Annotated in this window: 18 protein-coding genes, 3 rRNA genes, 1 other RNA gene, 1 pseudogene and 1 riboswitch; of the genes and pseudogenes, 10 read left to right on the plus strand and 13 right to left on the minus strand. The window is 60.0% G+C overall.

The window, feature by feature from the left end; all coding sequences use genetic code 11:
- The first annotated feature begins 54 nt into the window (after positions 1-54).
- Positions 55-433, plus strand: a transfer-messenger RNA (tmRNA) gene (ssrA, locus tag CATRI_RS03245).
- Positions 434-522: 89 nt separating this feature from the next.
- Here the strand turns inward: ssrA and CATRI_RS03250 are convergent.
- The 6 genes from CATRI_RS03250 to CATRI_RS03275 form a co-directional block, all read right to left on the minus strand.
- Positions 523-810 carry a type II toxin-antitoxin system RelE family toxin gene (locus CATRI_RS03250; protein ID WP_290219704.1) on the minus strand — a complete coding sequence of 96 codons (288 nt, stop codon included), beginning with the start codon at positions 808-810 and terminating at the stop codon, positions 523-525.
- Positions 810-1,013 (minus strand): type II toxin-antitoxin system RelB family antitoxin, encoded by a 204-nt coding sequence (gene relB, locus CATRI_RS03255; RefSeq protein WP_290219706.1) that lies wholly within the window; start codon positions 1,011-1,013, stop codon positions 810-812. The genes CATRI_RS03250 and relB overlap by 1 nt, the downstream gene beginning before the upstream one ends.
- A gap of 176 nt (positions 1,014-1,189) precedes the next feature.
- Positions 1,190-2,131 carry an IS3 family transposase gene (locus CATRI_RS03260; RefSeq protein WP_290219708.1) on the minus strand — a complete coding sequence of 314 codons (942 nt, stop codon included), beginning with the start codon at positions 2,129-2,131 and terminating at the stop codon, positions 1,190-1,192.
- A complete protein-coding gene (locus CATRI_RS03265) occupies positions 2,092-2,406 on the minus strand; it encodes a transposase (RefSeq protein WP_290219711.1) in 315 nt (104 codons plus the stop codon). Before CATRI_RS03265 ends, CATRI_RS03260 begins: the two co-directional genes overlap by 40 nt.
- 39 nt (positions 2,407-2,445) lie before the next feature.
- Positions 2,446-2,634 carry a Na+/H+ antiporter NhaA gene (locus CATRI_RS03270; protein ID WP_290219713.1) on the minus strand — a complete coding sequence of 63 codons (189 nt, stop codon included), beginning with the start codon at positions 2,632-2,634 and terminating at the stop codon, positions 2,446-2,448.
- A gap of 92 nt (positions 2,635-2,726) precedes the next feature.
- Positions 2,727-3,653: a Dyp-type peroxidase gene (locus CATRI_RS03275; protein WP_290219714.1), complete on the minus strand. Its 927-nt coding sequence runs from the start codon at positions 3,651-3,653 to the stop codon at positions 2,727-2,729.
- Positions 3,654-3,893: 240 nt separating this feature from the next.
- On the opposite strand from CATRI_RS03275, the gene CATRI_RS03280 reads away from it, so the two are divergent.
- From CATRI_RS03280 to rrf, 7 genes are all read left to right on the plus strand, one after another.
- A complete protein-coding gene (locus tag CATRI_RS03280) occupies positions 3,894-4,895 on the plus strand; it encodes a siderophore ABC transporter substrate-binding protein (protein WP_290219716.1) in 1,002 nt (333 codons plus the stop codon).
- Positions 4,896-4,936: 41 nt separating this feature from the next.
- The gene (locus CATRI_RS03285; protein ID WP_290219718.1) at positions 4,937-5,926 is read left to right on the plus strand and encodes an ABC transporter permease; all 990 of its coding nucleotides are present in this window, start codon (positions 4,937-4,939) and stop codon (positions 5,924-5,926) included.
- A gap of 46 nt (positions 5,927-5,972) precedes the next feature.
- Positions 5,973-7,067, plus strand: coding sequence for an iron chelate uptake ABC transporter family permease subunit (locus tag CATRI_RS03290; protein ID WP_435384190.1), 1,095 nt, complete (start codon positions 5,973-5,975; stop codon positions 7,065-7,067).
- Positions 7,064-7,819 carry an iron ABC transporter ATP-binding protein gene (locus CATRI_RS03295; RefSeq protein WP_290219722.1) on the plus strand — a complete coding sequence of 252 codons (756 nt, stop codon included), beginning with the start codon at positions 7,064-7,066 and terminating at the stop codon, positions 7,817-7,819. Before CATRI_RS03290 ends, CATRI_RS03295 begins: the two co-directional genes overlap by 4 nt.
- A 614-nt stretch (positions 7,820-8,433) precedes the next feature.
- A 16S ribosomal RNA gene (locus tag CATRI_RS03300) occupies positions 8,434-9,968 on the plus strand.
- 497 nt (positions 9,969-10,465) lie between these two features.
- Positions 10,466-13,565, plus strand: a 23S ribosomal RNA gene (locus CATRI_RS03305).
- Between the two features lie 176 nt (positions 13,566-13,741).
- Positions 13,742-13,859, plus strand: a 5S ribosomal RNA gene (rrf, locus tag CATRI_RS03310).
- Together the 16S, 23S and 5S rRNA genes form the textbook arrangement of a ribosomal RNA operon.
- 165 nt (positions 13,860-14,024) lie before the next feature.
- Here the strand turns inward: rrf and CATRI_RS03315 are convergent.
- From CATRI_RS03315 to CATRI_RS03335, 5 genes and pseudogenes are all read right to left on the minus strand, one after another.
- A pseudogene (locus CATRI_RS03315) lies at positions 14,025-14,414 on the minus strand (pseudouridine synthase family protein); the annotation flags it as partial.
- Positions 14,415-14,530: 116 nt separating this feature from the next.
- Positions 14,531-15,697: a pyridoxal phosphate-dependent aminotransferase gene (locus CATRI_RS03320; protein WP_290219724.1), complete on the minus strand. Its 1,167-nt coding sequence runs from the start codon at positions 15,695-15,697 to the stop codon at positions 14,531-14,533.
- Positions 15,694-16,344: a DUF3239 domain-containing protein gene (locus CATRI_RS03325; RefSeq protein WP_290219726.1), complete on the minus strand. Its 651-nt coding sequence runs from the start codon at positions 16,342-16,344 to the stop codon at positions 15,694-15,696. Before CATRI_RS03325 ends, CATRI_RS03320 begins: the two co-directional genes overlap by 4 nt.
- An 11-nt stretch (positions 16,345-16,355) precedes the next feature.
- A complete protein-coding gene (locus CATRI_RS03330) occupies positions 16,356-18,005 on the minus strand; it encodes a DNA repair helicase XPB (protein WP_290219728.1) in 1,650 nt (549 codons plus the stop codon).
- Between the two features lie 18 nt (positions 18,006-18,023).
- Complete coding sequence (locus tag CATRI_RS03335) at positions 18,024-20,228, minus strand: helicase-associated domain-containing protein (RefSeq protein WP_290219729.1); 2,205 nt, start codon at positions 20,226-20,228, stop codon at positions 18,024-18,026.
- Positions 20,229-20,293: 65 nt separating this feature from the next.
- Here CATRI_RS03335 and CATRI_RS03340 point away from each other — a divergent pair, with 65 nt between their 5' ends.
- Positions 20,294-20,485: a hypothetical protein gene (locus CATRI_RS03340; RefSeq protein WP_290219731.1), complete on the plus strand. Its 192-nt coding sequence runs from the start codon at positions 20,294-20,296 to the stop codon at positions 20,483-20,485.
- A gap of 420 nt (positions 20,486-20,905) precedes the next feature.
- Here CATRI_RS03340 and CATRI_RS03345 read toward each other — a convergent pair whose 3' ends face one another.
- On the minus strand, positions 20,906-21,508 hold the full coding sequence (locus CATRI_RS03345) for a resuscitation-promoting factor Rpf1 domain-containing protein (protein WP_290219733.1): 603 nt from the start codon (positions 21,506-21,508) through the stop codon (positions 20,906-20,908).
- Positions 21,509-21,517: 9 nt separating this feature from the next.
- Positions 21,518-21,696: riboswitch (cyclic di-AMP (ydaO/yuaA leader) on the minus strand.
- A gap of 326 nt (positions 21,697-22,022) precedes the next feature.
- On the opposite strand from CATRI_RS03345, the gene CATRI_RS03350 reads away from it, so the two are divergent.
- Entirely contained in the window at positions 22,023-22,406 is a 384-nt protein-coding gene (locus tag CATRI_RS03350; protein ID WP_290220930.1) for a cold-shock protein, read from the plus strand.
- Positions 22,407-22,422: 16 nt separating this feature from the next.
- Here CATRI_RS03350 and CATRI_RS03355 read toward each other — a convergent pair whose 3' ends face one another.
- On the minus strand, positions 22,423-22,950 hold the full coding sequence (locus tag CATRI_RS03355; protein ID WP_290219735.1) for a DUF2771 domain-containing protein: 528 nt from the start codon (positions 22,948-22,950) through the stop codon (positions 22,423-22,425).

Consider the following 22,950-nt stretch of genomic DNA (forward strand, 5'->3'; position numbering starts at 1 on the left):
GCGCTAATGTCGAGCTTCCCGCGGAACGATTGCATAATCCCGCCGCAGGACTACGGGGCTGATTTTGGTTTCGACTTCGTATAGTGAGCCAGGGGAAGCGTGCCGGTGCAGGCTGAGGACCACCGTAAGCGTCGCAGCAAACTGATAAGCGCCGAGAACACTCAGCGCGACTACGCCCTCGCTGCCTAAGCAAGCGACCGCGTGTCTGTCAGACCGGGTTTGTCTCTGACCCGGACCCTGGCATCGACTAAGAGGCTAGCTGCTCAGCCGCGTCAGCGGGGCTGAGCGGGACACCTTACCGCCGACTGGGCCCATCATCCGGGACGAGTTCGTCCGAGCCGGAGGGTCAAGCAGAGATCATGCGCGAACTGCGCACGGAGAAGCCCTGGCGAGTTAACGGAGGACCCGGGTTCAATTCCCGGCAGCTCCACAAAGAAGGAAACCCCAGACCCGCGATGGTCTGGGGTTTCCTCTCATTTAGGGCACTGGTTGGCGCTCCTGTGGGATAGGGAACTCAAGGGATCAGGAGTTGTCGTAAACGCTGTCGCGTCGGCCGATGGAGAACACCTCGATGGTCACCGTAGAGTCGTGGATCGACGCCAGGATGCGGTAGGAGCCCACTCGGTAACGCCATTCACCTGAACGGTTCGCCGACAGGCCCTTGCCGAAGGCTCGCGGGTCGACGCAGCCATCGAGGTTGTTCTTGATCCACGTTGCGAGGATCTTGGCGTCGAAGCGATCCATCTTCTTCAGTTGCTTGCGGGCTTTCGCTGTCAGTTGTACGCGGTAGGTACCGGGTGGAGTCGGCATCAGGCGAGTTCGTCGAGGATCTCGTCGATGGTGAACCGTTCGCCGGAATCGTGGGCGATGGCTTCGCGGAGTTCCTGGAGATCATAGGAGTCCTCGATCTTCTCGAAGATGGCGGCTCGGGCGAAGTCGGAGATGGTGACACCCTCGAAGGCAGCAAACTTGCGGACAAGTTCCGCGTCTTGCTCGCTCATGCGGACAGTCATCGTGTGCATTGTTCGGCCTCCTCTGTGATTACAGCTCCTGAATACAGTGTATTCAGGAGTGATTGCCTCGGCAATCCTTGGGGATGCGTCCAGGTTAGGGGGTTACGAGGTCGGGCAACCGAAGACTAGAGTCTGTCAAGCCCCGGGTTTTGTGGAGGGTCTGGAAATTGGAGAACTCAACCAGCAGCGGCCATAACCGCCAACTGTGAGTGAGCTTCATCAGGCGTGCGATAGCCAATCTGGGAGTGAAGCCGAGCAGAGTTGTACCACCCGACCCACTGCGCTGTAGCAGCCATGACATCGATGAGTCCGTCCCAGTGGTGGCGGTCAATCAACTCGGCCTTGTACACCGAGTTCAATGCTTCGGCCATCGCATTGTCGTAGGAGTCGCCCCTGGATCCGACAGAGGCGACAACCTCACTATCGGCCAGGGTGTCGGTGTAATGCACCGCCCGGTATTGCACGCCTCTATCGCTGTGGTGGACCAGCCCGGCCACCGACTCGCCCGCACGCCGACGGGCAGCTAACGCCATGGTCACCGCATCAGTAGCTAATGATTGCCGCAGGTGATTGGTGACCTGCCAGCCGACGATCTGTCGGGAGTAGACATCTAAGACAAACGCGGTATACACCCAGCCCAACGCAGTGGGAATGTAGGTGATGTCCGCGACCCACAACTGATTCGGTGCCAGTACCCCGAATACCCGGTCAACCAGATCTGTAGGGCAATCAGCAGCGTCAGCCGAGCGTGTGGATGGTTTCTTCCGCTTGCGACGCACACCATCGAGGCTGGCCTCACGCATGAGCCGTTCCACGGTGCAGCGGGCGACATGCCCGCAGCTGCCGTCACGGTTGATCGCGTGCCACATCTTCCGCACCCCGTAACAGGAGTAGTTCTCGGCGTGGATTCGACGAAGAGCAGCCACGATCTTCACATCACGGATGGCCCTGGCCGAGGTAGGTCGGGATTTGAAGGCGTAATAGGAGCTCGTCGCGATACGCGCGGGAGTACTAGCTAGTACCCGTACGATCGGCTCGACACCAAACTCCTTACGGTTGTCGTCAATGAAGGCGACGATTACCGGTGTGGGCGGTCGTGGCTGCGCCGCGATAGACAAGCCGAAGCCCTCTTCAAGATCTCATTAGCACGCCGGGATTCGGCGAGTTCGGCACGTAGCCGCCGGTTTTCTGCCTCTAGATCGAGGGACTCATCGACAGCGGTGGCACCAGATTTCTTGTGGGCGCTGACCCAGCTACGCAGGGTTTCGCGGTTGAGTCCGAGTTGTTCAGCTACCCGACCGGCTGCACCGCGTGCGGTGACTGAGTCGGATTGGGCGTGGATGACGAGTTCGATGGCGCGTGCTTTGAGCTCGTCGGGGTACTTCTTAGGCATTGATAGATTCCTTGAGGATGTGCAGGTTTGCACCCTCCATTAAACACGGGACACAACAGAGAAATCACCGAGGGAGATTCCCATGTGGGTCTCCCACAGCTCAGTGTAGAAGTGGGACCACGGGGAGTTTGCCCACACCAGCGCCACGATGGTGACGGCCACGAGGAGGAGCGCACTGCCCGATTCGGTGCGTAATCGTTGGACGATGCCCAAGGAAGGTAATTGCATGTGTATTTCTCTCGGGGGAGAGACGGCAACGGGTCAACGCTGAGGCGGCCCGTCATGTCTAACGGTTGGGACTAGTCCATACTACTTAGGCCTTAAGAATCGCAGTCCTCGAGGAACTCGATCGTCGGGATGAAGAAGAGGGTTCCGGTGGTGGCGGTGGAGAAGTCCAGGATGCGGTCGTGATTACCGGGAGGGGAGCCGATGAACATGTTGTCGAGCATCTTTTCCGTGATGGCGGGGTCCTTGGCGTAGCCAATGAAGTAGGTGCCGAACTCCTCGGCGGTGACCTCGCCGAAGATCATGTTCTCGCGGACGATCTGGAGGTCGTTGCCGTCGTCATCGGTGATGGTGTTGGCGGCGACGTGGGAGTTGCTGGGCTTGATGTCATCCGGCAGCTCGATGTCGTCGAGCTTGGTGCGGCCGATGACCTTTTCCTGTTCCTCCACGGTCTCGTGGTTCCAGGAGGTGAGGTCGTGGAGGTACTTCTGCACGATGAGGTAAGAACCCCCGGTGAAGTCCGGGTCGGAGGAATCGATGGTCACGGCGTCGATGGCGGCGAGGCCTTCGGGATTTTCGGTGCCGTCGACGAAACCGAGGAGGTCGCGCTCGTCGAAGTACTTGAAGGTGTGGGTTTCGTCCTCGACCGTGACGGAGCCATCGAGGCGGGCCATGAACTGGCGGGCGAGCTCGAAGCACAGATCGAAGCGCTGGGCGCGGATGTGGAAGACGAGGTCGCCGGGAGTGGACGGCGCTTGGTGGATCGCACCTTGGACTGCCCGGAAGGGGTGGAGGTGGGCGGGACGGGGGCCGTCAAAAAGCTTGTCCCACGCATTGGAGCCGATGCCGACGACCGCCGTGAGGCGGTCTTCCTTGGCGCGGAAGGCGACTGAGCGGATGAGGCCGGGGACGTCGGCAAGCAAGGTGCGGACGGTGGCTTCGGAGCCCTCCTTGAGGCTCAAGACGAGGACTATCGCGGAGCTGGCTGGCGGGACGACGACTGGTTGGGATGTGGTGGTCATGTGAGCACTCCTCAGGCAGATTGGCTGTGCTTCCACCTTAGGTCGCGCGAGAGGTGGCGTGGGGGAATGCCCACTCTGCCAGTGGTTTTGCTGATGGTGGGGTAAGGGAATGAGGGTGAAAGTTAAATTAGGCTTTGCTTACTAAGGGTATCCTTGTATAGTTTCCTGCGAACGTTATCCGAGTTCATTGTGACCTAGCCTCCGGGGGCGAGAAGCCCCACAAAACTTACGAAGGACATCATGGCCAAGATTCGTTACTCGCTCGTCGCTGCCGTAGCCGCCGCGAGCCTCGTGCTGACTGCCTGTGGAAACGGGGACTCATCCTCCACCAGCGACACCACCGCAGCCAGTGGCACCACCTTCATCACCGTAGAAGACAACTTCGGCACGGAAGAGATCGCGCAGCCGATCGAGCGCGTTGCCATCACCGACAACCGTTCCTTCGAGATTCTCGACGACTGGGGTGTCGTGCCCGTTGCGGTTCCGAAGGCCCTGGTGCCTGCCACCGTGCCGGACTACAAGGACAACGCCGACATCGTTGACTTGGGCAACCACCGCGAGCCGAACCTCGAGGCCCTGGCCGCAGCTCAGCCTGACCTCGTTGTCAACGGTCAGCGCTTCACGCAGTACCGGGAGGACATCGTCAAGCTTGTTCCGGAGGCAGCCGTCGTTGACTTCTCGCCCCGCGACGACGAGCCGTTGGACGAGGAACTGAAGCGCCAGGTCACTGAGCTGGGTGTGATCTTTGACAAGGAAGCCGAAGCTGAAAAGCTTGTCGCTGACTTCGACGCCGCCCTCGCTCGCGCTAAGGCTGCCTACGATCCTTCTAAGAAGGTCATGGCCGTCAACGTTTCTGGCGGCACCATCGGCTTCATCGCTCCGAGCATCGGCCGTACCTACGGCCCCGTATTCGATCTGCTCAACCTGACCCCGGCGCTCGAAGTCGATGACGCTTCCCAGAACCACCAGGGTGATGACATCTCCGTCGAGGCCATCGCAGCCGCCAACCCCGACTGGATTCTCGTCCTTGACCGAGACGGTGGCACCAGCTCCCGCAACGAACCTGATTACGTCGCCGCCAAGGACATCATCGAGGGCTCCGAGCCGCTGAAGAACGTTGTTGCCATTCAAGAAGGCCACGTTGTCTACGCTCCGCAGGACACCTACACCAACGAGAACATCATCACCTACACCGAGATGCTGAACGACATCGCGGATGCCTTCGAGGCCCAGAACAACTAGGTTCATTCTGGACTTATAGCTCCACCACAGTAGGGAAATTCATGACGACAGCGACAGCGGCGACCAGCCGAGACGCCCGCACGAGGAAAAAACTCTTCGATTGGAAGCTTCTCCTCGGAGTGGCGGTGGTTCTCGGATTGCTCGCCGCTTCGTTGTCGGTGGGTGAATACGACATTCTCAATACCAGCGATGGCTGGGACATGTTCGCCACCACCCGCATTCCCCGGACCATTGCACTGGTGCTCTCAGGCGCTGCGATGGCGATGTCCGGCCTGGTGATGCAGCTTCTCACGCAGAACCGCTTCGTCGAGCCCACGACCACCGGAACTACCGAATGGGCCGGGCTTGGGCTGCTGGCGGTGACCTACTTCGTGCCCGCCGCATCCCTGCTCGACCGAATGTTTGGCGCCGTCTTCTTCGCCTTCATCGGCACAATGGTCTTCTTCCTCTTTCTCCGCCGAGTTTCCCTGCGCTCCAGCCTCATCGTGCCGATCATCGGCATCATGCTCGGCGCAGTGGTGAGCTCGATTTCCACCTTCTTCGCCCTGCAGACCAACCTGCTCCAATCGTTGGGCGTGTGGTTTGCCGGCTCCTTCACTGACATCTTCCGCGGCCAATACGAAGCGCTGTGGATCGTCGTCATCGTGGTGGTGGCCGTGTTCATCTACGCCGATCGCCTCACCGTCGCCGGAATGGGTGAAGAGGTAGCCACCAACGTGGGCCTCAACTACAACCGAATGCTGCTCATCGGCACCGGCCTCATCGCGGTGGCGACGGGCGTGGTCACCGTCGTCGTGGGTAACCTGCCTTTCCTCGGGCTCATCGTCCCCAACGTGGTCTCGATGTTCCGTGGCGACGATCTCCGCTCCAACCTCCCGTGGGTGGCACTGCTTGGCATCGGCATCGTCACCGTCTGCGACCTTATCGGCCGCACCATCATTTCTCCCTTCGAGATTCCGGTGTCCGTGATCCTCGGCATTATCGGCGCCATCGTCTTCGTCTTCCTGATCGTGAGGCAGCGCCGTGGATAAGAAGCGCTACGTCGAAGACATGGTTGAGCGGCCGGATTCCGCGGGAGTGGAAAATTTCCTCGGCAAAGAGACGGCTGCAGCTGCCCGCCAGGAGCAACTCGAGGAAACTTGGCCGAAGCACACTCCTGCCTCGCCACTCGGCCGCACGGCTGGGACCTTCCAGTCGCGGGCCGCCGCCCGCCGATACTGGATTATCTTGACAGCCGTCTACGGATTCGGGCTCCTCTTTGCCTTCGGTCTGCTGGCCTGGGGCAACCCCATGCCGTTTGGCAGTTCGACCTTTTGGCTCATCGCTCAACGGCGTGCCGACGCCGTCATAGCCATGATCATCGTCGCCGTCTGCCAGGCGGTGGCCACCGTGGCTTTCCAGACGGTGACCAACAATCGAATTATCACGCCGTCGATCATGGGATTTGAATCGCTCTATACCGCGATCCATACCTCGACCATCTACTTTTTCGGTGCCGCCGGTCTCATCCAGGCCCGCAACCTCACGACTTTCCTGTTGCAGCTCGTTCTCATGGTGGGGCTTTCTCTCCTTCTTTACTCGTGGCTGTTGACGGGTAAGCACTCCAACATGCATGCCATGCTGCTGGTGGGAATCGTCATCGGCGGCGGCTTGGGCTCTGTTTCCACCTTCATGCAGCGCATGCTTACGCCTTCGGACTTCGACATCCTCACCGCCCGACTTTTCGGCTCGGTCAACAACGCGGACCCGTCCTACTACCCGATCGCCATCACGCTTGTCGGGGGAGCGACGCTGCTCATGTACCTCAATTCCCGCAAACTCAATATCATCGCGCTCGGCCGAGATACCTCAACTAACCTGGGTTTGCCGTACAAGGGCCTGGCCATTTACACGTTGATCCTGGTTTCCGTGCTCATGGCGGTGTCGACGGCGCTTGTCGGTCCGATGACTTTCCTCGGGTTCCTGGTGGCCACCCTGGCCTACCAATTCGCCGATACCTATGACCACCGTTTCCTCTTTCCCATGGCGGCGGGCTTGGCATTCCTCGTGCTCACCGGGGCATACTTCATCATGAATCACGTCTTCTATGCCCAGGGCGTGGTCTCCATCATCATTGAGCTGATTGGCGGCTCGGTGTTCCTGTACGTCATCCTCAGAAAGGGCCGGCTGTGATTACGCTGAACAATGTCCGCAAGGAATACAACAGTGAGGTCGCCATTGGCCCGGTGAATCTGGAGATTCCCGCCGGCGGAATCACTGCCCTCGTGGGCCCCAATGGTGCCGGCAAGTCGACCTTACTCACCATGATTGGTCGACTTCTCGCCTTGGATGACGGCGATATCAAGGTGGCGCAGTACGACGTGTCCACCACTAAGTCCAAGGACTTGGCCAAGATCATTTCCATCCTGCGCCAGGAAAATCACTTCATCACCAAGCTGACGGTGCGCCAGCTCGTTGGCTTTGGTCGTTTCCCTTATTCCGGTGGGCGATTGACCAAAGAGGATGAGGCGATCATTTCTCGCTACATCGACTTCCTTCACCTCACGGATCTGGAGAATCGCTACCTCGATCAGTTGTCCGGCGGTCAGCGTCAGCGCGCCTATGTCGCGATGGTCTTGTGCCAGGAAACTGATTACGTGCTTCTCGACGAACCCCTCAACAACCTCGACATCGCCCACTCCGTCGAGATGATGCGCCATCTGCATCAGGCGGCCCGCGAGCTCGGCCGCACCATCATCGTCGTTCTACATGACATCAACTTCGCCGCCCAATACGCCGATTACATCTGCGCGGTGAAGGCTGGCGAAATCGTCGAGTTCGGCCCTTCCGCGGAGATCATGTGCGATGAGGTCCTCACGAGCATCTTCAACACCCCGGTTCAGGTCATCGAAGGGCCCAACGGTCCGATCGCCACGTACCACTAAAAGATGCTTTTCGACGCCCGCCCGTCCCGACGTTTATCCGCCGTGACCGGCAGATTTGTCTTATCTGCATCGATCTTCGTATAGTATTCAACGTTGCCAACGAGCAGCCGAGAGGTTGCAAGGCGGCAGAGAAAATATGAACTTCATAGCCCGGATTTGACAGTGTCAGTCCGCTAGCGTAAGTTCAAACAAGTCGCTCCGAGCGGGTCGCAAGGCCGCAGCAGAGGGTGTACGGATGTTGTGTGAGAACTCAATAGTGTGCCAATGTACTTTTGTTTGTGATGATGATTGTGCTGTTGGCCAGCTGTGCCCTCCGGCGTGTTGTTTGGTGGGTGTGGTTGGTGTGTGCCGGGTGGTACCTCTTCTTGGATCGGGTGCCACGGTAAATAACGCGCCATGTGCATGTCCCTGTGAGGGGGTGTGTGGGTGGTGAGTGTGTCCGGTACGTGCAGTGATTTGACAGTCGTTGTCGTATATTTTTTTGCCCACCTTGTATCTTCCCCGTCGGGTTGTGGGGGTGGGTGTGAGCAGTTGATGATTTTTTTTGAATCGTTGGTTGTTTGTTTTTTGGTTGGGTTTTGGGCTCTGCCTGGAATTGTTTCTTCTGAAATTTTTTTATGGAGAGTTTGATCCTGGCTCAGGACGAACGCTGGCGGCGTGCTTAACACATGCAAGTCGAACGGAAAGGCCTCAGCTTGCTGGGGTACTCGAGTGGCGAACGGGTGAGTAACACGTGGGTGATCTGCCTCGTACTTCGGGATAAGCTTGGGAAACTGGGTCTAATACCGGATATAACCTTCCTTTAGTGTGGTGGGTGGAAAGTTTTTCGGTACGAGATGAGCCCGCGGCCTATCAGCTTGTTGGTGGGGTAATGGCCTACCAAGGCGTCGACGGGTAGCCGGCCTGAGAGGGTGGACGGCCACATTGGGACTGAGATACGGCCCAGACTCCTACGGGAGGCAGCAGTGGGGAATATTGCACAATGGGCGCAAGCCTGATGCAGCGACGCCGCGTGGGGGATGACGGCCTTCGGGTTGTAAACCTCTTTCGCTAGGGACGAAGCTGCCCTTTGTGGGGTGGTGACGGTACCTGGATAAGAAGCACCGGCTAACTACGTGCCAGCAGCCGCGGTAATACGTAGGGTGCGAGCGTTGTCCGGAATTACTGGGCGTAAAGAGCTCGTAGGTGGTTTGTCGCGTCGTCTGTGAAATTCCGGGGCTTAACTCCGGGCGTGCAGGCGATACGGGCAATACTTGAGTGCTGTAGGGGAGACTGGAATTCCTGGTGTAGCGGTGAAATGCGCAGATATCAGGAGGAACACCAATGGCGAAGGCAGGTCTCTGGGCAGTAACTGACGCTGAGGAGCGAAAGCATGGGTAGCGAACAGGATTAGATACCCTGGTAGTCCATGCCGTAAACGGTGGGCGCTAGGTGTAGGGGTCTTCCACGACTTCTGTGCCGTAGCTAACGCATTAAGCGCCCCGCCTGGGGAGTACGGCCGCAAGGCTAAAACTCAAAGGAATTGACGGGGGCCCGCACAAGCGGCGGAGCATGTGGATTAATTCGATGCAACGCGAAGAACCTTACCTGGGCTTGACATATACGGGATCGCCGCAGAGATGTGGTTTCCCTTGTGGCTCGTATACAGGTGGTGCATGGTTGTCGTCAGCTCGTGTCGTGAGATGTTGGGTTAAGTCCCGCAACGAGCGCAACCCTTGTCTTATGTTGCCAGCACGTTATGGTGGGGACTCATGAGAGACTGCCGGGGTCAACTCGGAGGAAGGTGGGGATGACGTCAAATCATCATGCCCCTTATGTCCAGGGCTTCACACATGCTACAATGGTCGGTACAACGCGTTGCCAGCCCGTGAGGGTGCGCTAATCGCTGAAAGCCGGCCTCAGTTCGGATTGGGGTCTGCAACTCGACCCCATGAAGTCGGAGTCGCTAGTAATCGCAGATCAGCAACGCTGCGGTGAATACGTTCCCGGGCCTTGTACACACCGCCCGTCACGTCATGAAAGTTGGTAACACCCGAAGCCAGTGGCCCAACCTGTTTACAGGGGGGAGCTGTCGAAGGTGGGATCGGCGATTGGGACGAAGTCGTAACAAGGTAGCCGTACCGGAAGGTGCGGCTGGATCACCTCCTTTCTAAGGAGCTTAAATATTTTTCTCACTCACGTTGAGTAGTCACCATTTTCTTGCTGGTCACAGTTGTGGTCGGTGGGTGTGTGTCTGGTGGGTGGTTGGTGGTTGGTGGTCACAAGTGTTGACCCGCCATCGTAAATTATCGGGTGGATCGCATACCACGTGTGGTTGACAGGTGATTGTTGTCGCAAGCGTAAATTATGGTGCATTGGCATGCTGTTGGGTGTCTGGGACAACATCGTTTTTGTTGTTTCGTGATCATGTCTGTGTCGCATCGTCGTGTCTGACCTGGGTTTATGTCCTGGTGGGTGGTGGTGTGGTGTGGGGGTGGTGTGTTGTGTGAGAACTGTATAGTGGACGCGAGCATCTTTATTTTTGGTAGAGAGCATTTTGTAAGTGTTTTGTGTTGTGTGTTCACCGCACACGCGCTGGTTGCCTTGGTTCCTTGGTGTGCCCTTTTTTTGGGTGGGCTGGGGGTTGGGTGGTTGGTGTGTGTGGGTGTGTGTTTGTGTAAGGGCACATGGTGGATGCCTTGGCATGCTGAGCCGATGAAGGACGTGTGAGTCTGCGTTAAGCCTCGGGGAGTTGACAACTAAGCGTTGATCCGAGGATGTCCGAATGGGGGAACCCGGCCATCGTTATGGGTGGTCACCTCACGATGAATTCATAGTCGTGGTGGAGGTTGACGCGGGGAAGTGAAACATCTCAGTACCCGCAGGAGAGGAAAATAAATAATGATTCCGCTAGTAGTGGCGAGCGAACGTGGATGAGGCTAAACCGTGTGTGTGTGTGATACCTGACAGGGGTTGCGCATGCGGTGTTGTGGGATGCACCTGTGGTGGGGCTGTTGACCCGCCGCGCATGATCATGAGTTGAGCGGAAGTGGTTTGGGATGGCCTGCCGGAGTGGGTGAGAGTCCCGTACGTTAATAGCTTGTGGTGTGTGTTGGTGTTGTCCCGAGTAGCAGCGGGCTCGTGAAATCTGCTGTGAATCTGCCGGGACCACCCGGTAAGCCTAAATACTCAGTGTGACCGATAGCGGATAGTACCGTGAGGGAATGGTGAAAAGTACCCCGGGAGGGGAGTGAAATAGTACCTGAAACCATGTGCTTACAATCCGTCAGAGCACCTCTTGTGTGTGATGGCGTGCCTTTTGAAGAATGAGCCTGCGAGTCAGCGGCATGTCGCGAGGTTAACCCGTGTGGGGTAGTCGTAGCGAAAGCGAATCCTAACGAGGGTGTTGTTAGTGGCATGTCCTGGACCCGAAGCGGAGTGATCTACCCATGGCCAGTGTGAAGCAGAGGTAAGACTTTGTGGAGGCGCGAACCCACTTAGGTTGAAAACTGAGGGGATGAGTTGTGGGTAGGGGTGAAAGGCCAATCAAACTCCGTGATAGCTGGTTCTCCCCGAAATGCATTTAGGTGCAGCGTTGTGTGTTGCTTGCTGGAGGTAGAGCTACTGGTTGGTTGAGCGGGACGACAATCTTAGCAATGTCAGCCAAACTCCGAATGCCGGTTAAGTTGAGCACAGCAGTGAGACTGTGGGGGATAAGCTTCATAGTCGAGAGGGAAACAGCCCAGATCGCCGGCTAAGGCCCCTAAGCGTGTACTAAGTGGAAAAGGATGTGGGATCGCGAAGACAGCCAGGAGGTTGGCTTAGAAGCAGCCATCCTTGAAAGAGTGCGTAATAGCTCACTGGTCGAGTGGTTCTGCGCCGACAATGTAGTGGGGCTCAAGTACACCGCCGAAGCCGCGGCAACAACCCGCCTTTTGGGGTGGGTGTTGGGTAGGGGAGCGTCGTGCACAGCTGTGAAGCGTTACCGTGAGGGGGCGTGGAGTGTGTGCGAGTGAGAATGCAGGCATGAGTAACGATTGATGAGTGAGAATCTCATCCGCCGGATGACTAAGGGTTCCTGGGTCAAGTTCGTCTTCCCAGGGTGAGTCGGGACCTAAGGCGAGGCCGACAGGCGTAGTCGATGGACAACCAGTTGATATTCTGGTACCCGTGTATGTGCGCCCATGTGTGAATCAGTGATACTAACCGCCCGCGATCATCGCCTGACTGCAGTTTTGCTGTGGTTGGTGGTGTGAGTGCGTGGGGCCTGAACTGGTAGTAGCCAAGTGATGGGGTGACGCAGTGGGGTAGCTAAGCCACTTATTGGATTGTGGTGTAAGCGTGTGGCACGAGGGGAGTGGTAAATCCGCCCCTCATTTAGTGTGAGGCGTGATGCGTAGCCCCTTTGGGGTGAAGTTGGTGATCCCGTACTGTCGAGAAAAGCCTCTAGCGATGTATGTATATGGCCCGTACCCTAAACCGACACAGGTAGTCAGGTAGAGAATACTAAGGCGTTCGGGTGAACTGTGGTTAAGGAACTCGGCAAAATGCCCCCGTAACTTCGGGAGAAGGGGGGCCACTGTTGGTGACACATCTTTGCGGTGTGGTTGCTGGTGGTGGTCGCAGAGAATAGAGGGAAGCGACTGTTTATTAAAAACACAGGTCCGTGCGAAAACGTTGAAGTTGAGGTATACGGACTGACGCCTGCCCGGTGCTGGAAGGTTAAGAGGACCTGTTAGATCTCACTTGTGGGGTCGAAGCGGAGAATTTAAGCCCCAGTAAACGGCGGTGGTAACTATAACCATCCTAAGGTAGCGAAATTCCTTGTCGGGTAAGTTCCGACCTGCACGAATGGCGTAACGACTTCCCTGCTGTCTCAACCACAGGCCCGGTGAAATTGCAGTACGAGTAAAGATGCTCGTTACGCGCGGCAGGACGAAAAGACCCCGGGACCTTCACTATAGCTTGGTATTGGTGTTCGGTTCGGTTTGTGTAGGATAGGTGGGAGACTTAGATCATGTGACGCTAGTTGTGTGTGAGTCGTTGTTGAAATACCACTCTGATCGGATTGGATACCTGAACCTTGGCCCATGATCTGGGTTGGGGACAGTGCCTGGTGGGTAGTTTAACTGGGGCGGTTGCCTCCCAAAATGTAACGGAGGCGCCCAAAGGTTCCCTCAGCCTGGTTGGTAATCAGGTGGTGAGTGTAAGTGCACAAGGGAGCTTGACTGTGAGAGTGACAGCTCGAGCAGGGACGAAAGTCGGGACTAGTGATCCGGCACCTACTTGTGGAAGTGGTGTCGCTCAACGGATAAAAGGTACCCCGGGGATAACAGGCTGATCTTCCCCAAGAGTCCATATCGACGGGATGGTTTGGCACCTCGATGTCGGCTCGTCGCATCCTGGGGCTGGAGTAGGTCCCAAGGGTTGGGCTGTTCGCCCATTAAAGCGGCACGCGAGCTGGGTTTAGAACGTCGTGAGACAGTTCGGTCTCTATCCGCCGCGCGCGTAGAAACTTGTGGAAGGCTGTCCCTAGTACGAGAGGACCGGGACGGACGTACCTCTGGTGTGCCAGTTGTTCCGCCAGGAGCAGGGCTGGTTGGCTACGTACGGAAGGGATAACCGCTGAAAGCATCTAAGCGGGAAGCCTGTTTCGAGATGAGGTTTCATGTGAGGTCCCCTGGAGATGACGGGGTTGATAGGCCAGATCTGGACGCATTGTAAGGTGTGGAGGTGACTGGTACTAATAGACCGACGAAACACACGCGCACGCTTGAGTGATTGAGTGTGGTGGTGTTGCGCAACGTAACAAAAATAAACCAATGATCGCCCTTGTGGTGGTTGGTTCGCGTCCATTATGCAGTGTCTGACACAGCATCGTGTCACGAAACAGTTCACGTGCCTTGCCTTGTGTGGGGTGGGTGGTGTTGTTTCGGTGGGTGTGTCGGTGGTTGATGGCAGCAGGGAAACGCCCGGTCCCTTTCCGAACCCGGAAGCTAAGCCTGGTTGCGCTGATGGTACTGCACCTGGGAGGGTGTGGGAGAGTAGGTTACCGCCGACGCTAAAAATTTAACAAGAAGTTGGAAGGCTCTGTACGATTGATCCCTTGGTGGGTTGGTGGTACAGAGCCTTTTTCTTTTGCATGCATGCCAAAAGAGGGTGGGTTAGCTATTGGCATCGCCGGTGACACCACAACAACGAGAAGTTGATTGTCGCGCACCTGGCGCTAGCTCATAGTCGGAAACAGCCGTGACGGCGCAGCAAAACTCCGCTCCTTGCCACTCAGAGGATCGATGAACCTGAGCCCGCTAGCCCTTAGATGCATGGGAACGCGGAAGTCTTCTTCGGCTTCGGTGTGGATGCGTGGGTACACGGGATCGCCGAGAATCGGCACGCCGGCGGCCCACATGTGGAGACGCAGCTGGTGCGTCCGACCTGTTTTCGGTTGGAGCACATAGCGACCCTGGGGTTCTAGGGGGCCGTGGACGCTAGTCAGTGCTACTTGTTAATCGGGAGCGACTGGCTGCACGACGAGAAGTGTTGTGTGTGCATTGGGCTCTCCGGGGGTGATGAATCCTTGAATGTCGCCGGGGGTTTTGATCATGTGTGACGACCAGTCCAGGATGCCATGGTTGCCACGATGTGAGATCACCATGTTAAAAGGGTTCCTCTCGCAGCCCCGAGGGCGGGTGAGAGGAGCCCCATTAACAGCGTGAGATCACGCGAAGAGAACTAAATGCCTAGCTGGGTGATCCGCCGGGCGGCCTCGGCCAGTCTTTCGGGCCGTTTGCAGAAGGCGAAGCGGACTTTGGTGCGCCAGGGTTCAGGGTCGTCGCAGAAAACTTGGACTGGAATGGCGGCAACGCCAATCTGTTGGGGGAGAGCGGTGCAGAACTCGACGCCGTCGCTGAAGCCCAGGGGAGCGATGTCGACCACGGTGAAGTAGGTGCCCGCGGTGGAGGAGACGGGGAAGCCGGCGGTGCGGAGGGCGTCGCCAAGCATGTCTCGGTTGGCTTGCAGGTCGCTGACCATTGCCTGGAGCCAAGCCGATTCGTGTTCCATGGCGTATTGGACGGCCGGTTGGAAAGGCGTGGGTCCGACGTAGGTCATGAATTGCTTGGCTTTAAGGACGACGTCGAGAAGCGGGGCGGGGGCGAGTGCCCAGCCGATTTTCCAGCCGGTCACGTTGTAGGTTTTCGCGGCGGAGGAGACGGTGATGGTCCGGGACCACATGCCCGGCAGGGCGGCCAGGGCGGTGTGCGTGGCGCCGTCAAAGACGAGATTTTCGTAAACCTCATCAGAAAGGACGAGCAGGTCGAGCTCCACGCAGACAGTGGAAAGCTCCAACAAGACCTCCCGGGAAAACACGGAGCCGGTCGGGTTGTGCGGGGAGTTGATGATGATCATGGCGGTCCGCGGAGTGATGGCGGCGCGGACGGCATCGACGTCGACGGTCCAGGTATCCCCGGCCGGTGCCAGCGGAACCGCAACACGGGTCGCCCCGGCCAACGCAATGGCGGCGGCGTAGGCGTCGTAGTAGGGCTCAAGGACGATGACCTCGGAGCCCGGTTCGACGAGGCCTAGGACGGTGGCGGAGATAGCTTCGGTGGCACCGACGGTGACCAGCACTTCCGCGTCCGCATCGTAAGCCACCCCGTAGTCGCGCTGGCGCTGCCTGGCGATCGCCGAACGCAGCCCCAGGAAACCGCGGCCGGGTCCGTATTGGTTGTTGCCGGAGGAGATCTCGGAGCAGGCGAGTTCGAGCATGGCGGCGGGGCCGTCGGAATCTGGGTAGCCCTGGCCAAGGTTGATGGCGTCGTATTTGGCGGCCAGCTCGGTCATCGTGGCGAAGACGGTTTCGCCGAAGGGCTGCAGGCGCGTAACTTCCCTGCCGCTCATGACAGCACCAGGAGGTTGAAGTCGGTGGCTTTGACATCGCTGAGCCGCTTGCGGGCCTTCTCCAGGCGGTTCCACTGGTCGTCGGGAATGGATTTGCGGGCAATTTCTACCAGGTCCACATCGGGGGTGCCCCAGGCGATGGGCATGGGGGAAATCTCGTCCCAATGGTCTTGGTTGCGGACGGTGCGGCGGCCGGAGACAGCGGCAACGGGCAGGCGGGTGCCCAGCTTGGGGTCCTTGATGCCGTTGATGCGGGTCACAGTGCGCAGTGCCGCGCCCCAGCGCGGAGGGAGGTCAGGGTCGACGTTGGTGTTGACCAGGGCCATGATGACGAAGTCGCGTTCGTTGACTTCAGCGATGACGGCCGGAGCCAGCGGGTACTTGTCATAGAGGTCTTGGGCGGTGCCGACCTGGCGGGGCACGACGAACACGAGGAAGAAGCACACGATGGCGAAGGTCAGCAGGATAAGTCCGGTGATGAAGCCCCAGGCCTGACCGGCGCCGAACCAGAAGTACACTGCCCCCGCAAGTACTAGGAGAATGAGGCCGAACACGCCTGCCGAGAGTTGGAGACGCCGGGTGTCTTTGAGCATCTCGTTGTTCTTCTTGGCAAATGCCTCGTCGACATCAAACTTAAATACCTTCATGGGGTTTCATCCTAATCGAGGTCGTCGGCGTCGATGATGCGGTAGGCGTAGCCCTGCTCGGCGAGGAATCGTTGCCGGTGGGCAGCGTATTCGGAGTCGAGGGTGTCCCGGGAGACAACGGAGTAGAAGTGGGCTTCGCCGCCGTCGGCCTTGGGCCGCAGCAATCGGCCGAGGCGTTGGGCTTCCTCCTGCCGGGAACCGAATGTGCCGGACACCTGGATGGCGACGGCTGCCTCGGGCAGGTCGATCGAGAAGTTCGCCACCTTGCTCACCACCAACACGGAGATGTCGCCCGAGCGGAACGCATCGAAAAGCTCCTGGCGGCGCTTGGTGGAGGTGCGGCCCTCGATGATGGGGGCGTCGAAACGCTCGGACAACTCTTCGAGTTGGTCCAGGTAGGCCCCGATGATCAGCGTCGGCTGTCCGGCATGACGTTTCAAAAGCTTATCGACGACCCGCATCTTCGCCCCCGCACTCGCCGCCAGGCGGTAGCGGTCCGAGGTCTCGGCCGTGGCATAGGTCATCCGCTCCGCTTCGCTCATCGTGGTGCGGACTTCCACGCATTCGGCCGTGGCGATGAAGCCCTGGGCCTCGATGTCTTTCCAGGGGGCGTCGTAGCGTTTGGGGCCGATGAGGGAGAAGACGTCACCCTCGCGGCCGTCCTCGCGCACGAGGGTGGCGGTGAGACCGAGGCGACGCCGTGATTGCAAGTCTGAGGTCATGCGGAACACGGGGGCCGGGAGGAGGTGAACCTCGTCGTAGATGATGAGGCCCCAGTCGCGGGAATCGAAAAGCTCCAGGGCCCGGTACTCGCCCTTCGTTTTGCGGGTGACCACCTGGTACGTGGCGATGGTGACCGGGCGGATCTCCTTGCGTTCGCCGGAGTACTCGCCGATCTCCTCGGCGGTGAGAGTCGTGCGCCGGAGCAACTCGTCGCGCCATTGACGGCCTGCGACGGTATTGGTGACGAGGATCAGCGTCGTCGCCTGGGCCCGCGCCATCGAGGCCGCCCCGACCATGGTTTTACCGGCCCCACAGGGCAACACGACGACTCCTGAGCCGCCCTCCCAGAACGAGTCGGCGGCGTAGCGCTGGTAGTCGCGCAGCTCCCAGTGTTCGTTGGCGGTGGACAAGGCGATGGGATGAGCTTCGCCGTCGACGTAGCCGGCAAGGTCTTCTGCGGGCCAGCCCACTTTGAGCAGTTCTTGCTTCAGTCGCCCACGTTCGGAGGGGTGCACGGCAAAGGTCTCGTCATCGATCCGCTCACCGAACATCGGTCGAATCTTTTTGTGCCGTTCCAGCTCGGCGAGGATCGCTGGCTCGGCCGATTCGAGGACGAGGCCGTGGGCCGGGTGTTTGTGCAACCGCACGCGACCGTAGCGAGACATGGTCTCGGCGACGTCGATAAGCAAAGGCTGGGGGACGGGGAAGCGGGAGAAACGCTCCAGGACATCGACCACCTGCTCGGCGTCGTGGCCCGCGGCGCGCGCGTTCCACAGCGCGAGGGGCGTGATGCGATAGGTATGCACGTGCTCGGGGGCGCGTTCTAGCTCGGCGAACGGCGCGAGGGCGGCGCGGGCCTCATCGGCCAGGGCGTGATCAATCTCCAGCAGGACCGTCTTGTCCGATTGCACGATGAGGGGTCCGTCGCCAAAAGCCATGGACGCCATTATGGCACGTCAGTCCAACAGCACCTCCGTGATGCGACGCAGCAGGAATCGCTGCACGTCACCAGAGACTTCGTCGAGGGCGTCGACTTGGCCGGCGCTCACCGTCAGCGGCGTCACCACCCGGTGCACAGCGCGCCCCTGCTTATCGACGAACCCGAGGGTCACCGTCCGCCCGCCCCGCGCCGCCGCCTGCAACACTGCCAGAGTCCTCCCGCTTTCGGCAGGTACTTTCTGGGAGGTGTCGTCCGCGTGGCGGATCGCGGTCACCGCCGCGGCAATGCGCTCGGTGGGTAAAGCGGTGGTGCGAGTGGCGGCTGGCGGGGGAGTGGGCAACCGCAGAGGTTGCGGACGAATGTCCAACAAGGCCCCCGAGGCATCCTCAGCCACGGGTTGGAAACCAGCCCCCCGCAGGGCGTCGATAACCCGGACCAAAGGGGCCTGGGAAATGGCGACGGTGGGGGCGATGATCTGGAGAGCGACGTCTTCGGCGGCAGGCGAGCGGCCGGCCTCAGCCAGGAGGGCTGGGTCATCGCAACGCACGTAGCTTAGCGCGGGTCCACCGCGGAGGGTGCCGTGGCGACGCGCGACGTCGTCGATGAGATAGGTGATGGACTGCGGCACCTCGCCGAGGACGTGGTCGCCCAGCCAGTTCTTCACCTCTTCCGCCGTGCGGCCGGCGTCGAGAGCGCGGCGAATGGACGCATCAGAGACCCGATAGACACTGGCCAACCCGCCCGAATCGAGGTCACCGAGCAACTCCAATTCCGTCTGCAGGGAACGGGGAAGCGGGCCCGGGGCGAGGATCGTCATATCCGCTTGCGCGATGACGCGCTCGACGGTACCCGGGGTGGTATCGGCAGCGACGGAGTCGGCATCGGCCTCCGGGTCGAGCAGCGCGCGCAACAGGGAAGTGGCGGTACCGCCGGCGAGGGCCCCAATCCAGCGGGCCTCGGCGAGGATCTCTTCCACGGTGCTCGGCGGCAAAAGAGTGGCGGCGATGGGGTGGGTGAAGAAGAAATCATCCAGCATGTCCTCGTCGCTCAAATTCACCCCGGGGGCAGGGTGGGAGAACTGAGAAAGCACGAGCTGGCGCTGCTCAGCCAACTGCGGGCGGAGAGACGCCTCGGAGAGCAAACGGATCGGGAGCTTCTTCTCATCCTTCTTCCCCACGAGCCACGTAGCCCAGGGGGAGGTGAGCCAGCTGCGCAACAGGGTCAGCCATTGCGTGCTCAGTTCCGCCTCTAACCATTCATCAGCCGCCTGCGTGGGAGCCAAGCCTTCCTCGCCGCGGGCGAGCAGCCGGGCAGCCGTGCCGAGGCCAACAAGCCGATTGATCTCTTCCTCGCTGACCCCGAGCTGGCGAGACAAGGAGGCCGTAGCCCGCACACCGAGAGCACCATCCTTGAGAAGTTCTGCCGGATGCGCACCTAGCCAATCCAGCAGCTGCCGCAGATGGCGGGCGACCTCGAGCCCCGCGCCGGCGCCGATGGTGTCGGCGCGGTCGAGGCCGCGGGCGTCGTTAAGCATCTCCCCTCTCACCCGCAGCGAGGGGACCAACGGCCGGGCCACCTGCGGGCGTCCCAAGAGTGCGGCGCGAATGCCGCGGGGTAGGCGCACGGTGCCCGCGTCAACGCGGGTGAGCAGTCCAGCGGAGAGGAGTTGCGAAATGGGGTGGGCGGGATCAGCATCTGGGGCGGCGTGCCTGGTCGTGCCCACGCCACCGGAATGGAGCAACGTGTCCAGAATGGCGCGCTGCTGGGCAGGAAGATCATCCGGCAACTGCGGAGTCGTGCTGTCCAGCAGCTGCCAATCCTGCGGCAACGCCGGCATCGCTTCACTAGTGAGGAGCAGGCTGCCGGGGCTGCCAAAGAGAATGGCGAGCGCGCTTAGCCTGTCCGCGGCCGCCTGGATCTGCCCTGGGGTGGCAGCGGGAATGCGCCGATCTGCTTCTTCATGGAGGGCGGTGGAGGTGATCGGCTCCAGCTCCGCCCCCAGCTCAGCCGCGACTTCGACCACCGCGAGCTCAAGCGCCGTGAGTGTCCTCAACGTCCGCCCGACTGAGGCACGCAGCTGCAAGCGAGCCGCCAAGGGGGTGATCCCCGGGGGGAGCGGCAAGACCACGTCGGGGCGCGCGCCGAGGAGGAAACTCAGCTCATCATCGCTGCGCTGTGCCAACCAGGTGCGGAAATCGGGACGATCGGGGGTAGATGTCATGGTGTGGACGAGTTTAATGGCAGTTCAAGTTACTTTTTGTCCCCGGGTTTGCAAGAATGGACGGCATGGCAAACGTTGAGAAGAAGGGCTACGTCGATCCGGCCTGGCCGAAGAATATCCCTGAAGACGGTCACGTGGTGACCGAATTGATCTCCAAGCTGGCTGGCGCGTCCAGCCCCTTCGGCGACGACACCGTGCTTCCGGTCCCGGCCGAGCAGCTCGGCTACGTCCACCCGTACACCCGCTTCAACCACTAAGCGTACTTTTCTTCCATCGCGGATCCCCCGCACCCCAGGCACGTTTGTGCTGGCCAGGGTGCGGGGGATTGGCGTGTCTGCGTCTCTCTCAACGTGAAAACCCGCTTTCGCTAACAACTTGGTGGGTTCGGAAGGCAGTTAGATGCCAGAGTTGTTAGCGAGTGCGGGTTTTGGGGTCGGCCTGGAAATCAGATGGCTCGGCCGACACACTCGTTCGCTACGGAGCCTTCGGCAACACGCTGCGCGCCTACGGGGTAAAAGTGCGATATGACTTCACCCATTAATCGAGTGGCGGGATCCGGGCACTCGATTAATGGGTGAAGTCATATCGCACTCTTGGCACCCACCCCACACTGGTCCCTCCGACGACTAAGCCCCCGCACCAAGCGGTGCGGGGGTGTGTCAGGCGTCTGGGGGAGTTTAGAGGCCCAGGGCCGGATCGATGATGTGGCGGTTAGCGCCGTAGAAAGCATCGAAGTTGCCGCGGTTGGCGCTGTAGGCGGCCTCGAGACCAGCCGGAACCTGCATGCCGAACTGAGCGAGGTTGCTCTGGATGGCGCTGTAGACTGCATCGACGGCGAGGGCGTCGGAGGAGGCGCCTGCCTGCTCGACGATCTGCTGGACGACGGCCGGGGCGTCAGCGGCCACGCTGCGCGGGGTCGGAGCGGAGTTCAGACCCAGACGTGCGGAGCAAGAGGGCCATGCGCCCCAGCCCTGGCCGGCGAGGGTGCGCTCGGCGACAGCGATCTGCTGCTCACGGGTGGCCTGGTAGGCGTAGGGGGCGAACTCGGCGCCGCCGTAGGCACGCCAGGTAGCCGGGGAGAACTGCAGTCCGCCGTGGTAGCCATTGCCGGAGTTGATCTGCCAGTTGCCACCAGCCTCACACTGAGCGAGACGGTCCCAGTCGGAGTCGGGAGCTGCGGAAGCGGTCGGGGCGAGCAGGGCAGCTGCTGCGCCGAAAGCGACGGTGGTGGCGGCGAACTTGGTGCCGAGGGACGCGGTCTTGCGGGAATGACGTGCCATGTTGAAAAGTGTTCCTCTCATATTGACGCCTGCGAAGTGAGCTGTCGGGTTCGGGCGGAGGATCACTGTGCCCGGCCAGATGGTGGCTTCACCCCGAGGGCGGATGCCCGTTGCGAAACTCTGGTGATACTTGAGGTCCGCGGTGGTTTCCCCGCTCCTGTCCACATGGAATTATTCACGATTGTGGTGCACGACTTACGTGGTCTCTCGCCATCCTGGACAGGATTCGGCGTGGGAGGCGAGGGGTATGACCGACGCTGTGCCTGCCATGCAGAGTAACGGTTTATAACGTTTTAGTCACGCTCGACTCACAAGTTGGCTCTAATTTCCTTTGGTCAAGGCGGGGCTGCAACGGTTTTTCCCAGGCCAGCCCCGCCAACCGCCTCTAGTGTGACGTGTGTCTCATTATGGTGCGGTGGCCGCGGTAACGGGCGGAGGAGGGCGCGTGATCCTCACCCGTGGCCGGGGTATACTCGTGCCTTCACGTGTTAAGAAAAGGAAAGTGGTGAGGATCGTGCCGATCGGCAAGGTGAAGTGGTACGACGCCGGAAAGGGCTTCGGTTTCGTCTCTAACCCGGGGGATGAGGATGTGTATGTCGGCAAGCAGGTGCTGCCTGAGGGCGTAGAAGAGCTGGTTGCTGGGCAGCGCATTGAATTTGACTTCGCTGCCGGCCGCCGCGGCCCCCAAGCGCTGCGCGTCAAAGTACTGGACTCCCCGCGCCGCCGGCCCACTCACAAGCACAAGCCGGAGGAACTCTCCAGCATGATTTCCGACTTGCTTACTTTGCTTGAAACCCAGGTGCAGCCCGGGCTCGCCGCTGGCCGTTACCCCGAGCGTAAGGTCGGCCGCCAGGTCGCGGAAATCCTCCGCGCCGTGGCGAAGGAGCTCGACGCTTAGTGCCGCGTCGCGTTCGCTAGCTCATCGTGCTCAGTGACCACACCGTTGTATAAGGAGTTTCCTCGCCGGCCTCGTTGTATCCGAGCATGACGGAGGAAACCTCGACGACCATGAGGCGGGGGCGGTCGGAGTTCTCGCCAGTCGGCTCGGTTGAACCCGGGATCTCCACTCGCTCTGCGTCGTTGGCGCCATGGAGTTGTTGGTCGTTGGCCGCCGGATCGTCGTAGATCATGAGGACTTGCCAGTCGTGGTCGTAGATCTCCTCGGGGATCTCTAGCACCAGCGTGTCCTCGGGGCCCACCGTTAGATTGGGTACCTCGCCTTCGGGGCATTCCACGCCTGGCTCGCACACCAGGTACGGGGAGATCTCGAGGGAGGTGTCTCCGACGCTCGCGCCGATAGTCACATCTTGCGGCTGTGGGCCGGGGCGATTGTTCCACCAATTCTGCAGCAACACACCGCCGACCAACAGGATAACGACGGCAATCAGAAGAGCGAGGATCTGCAGCAGGGACTTCTGCCGCGCCTGTTTACGGGTGGCCAT

It is taken from the genome of Corynebacterium atrinae, from assembly GCF_030408455.1.
GTDB lineage: Bacteria > Actinomycetota > Actinomycetes > Mycobacteriales > Mycobacteriaceae > Corynebacterium > Corynebacterium atrinae.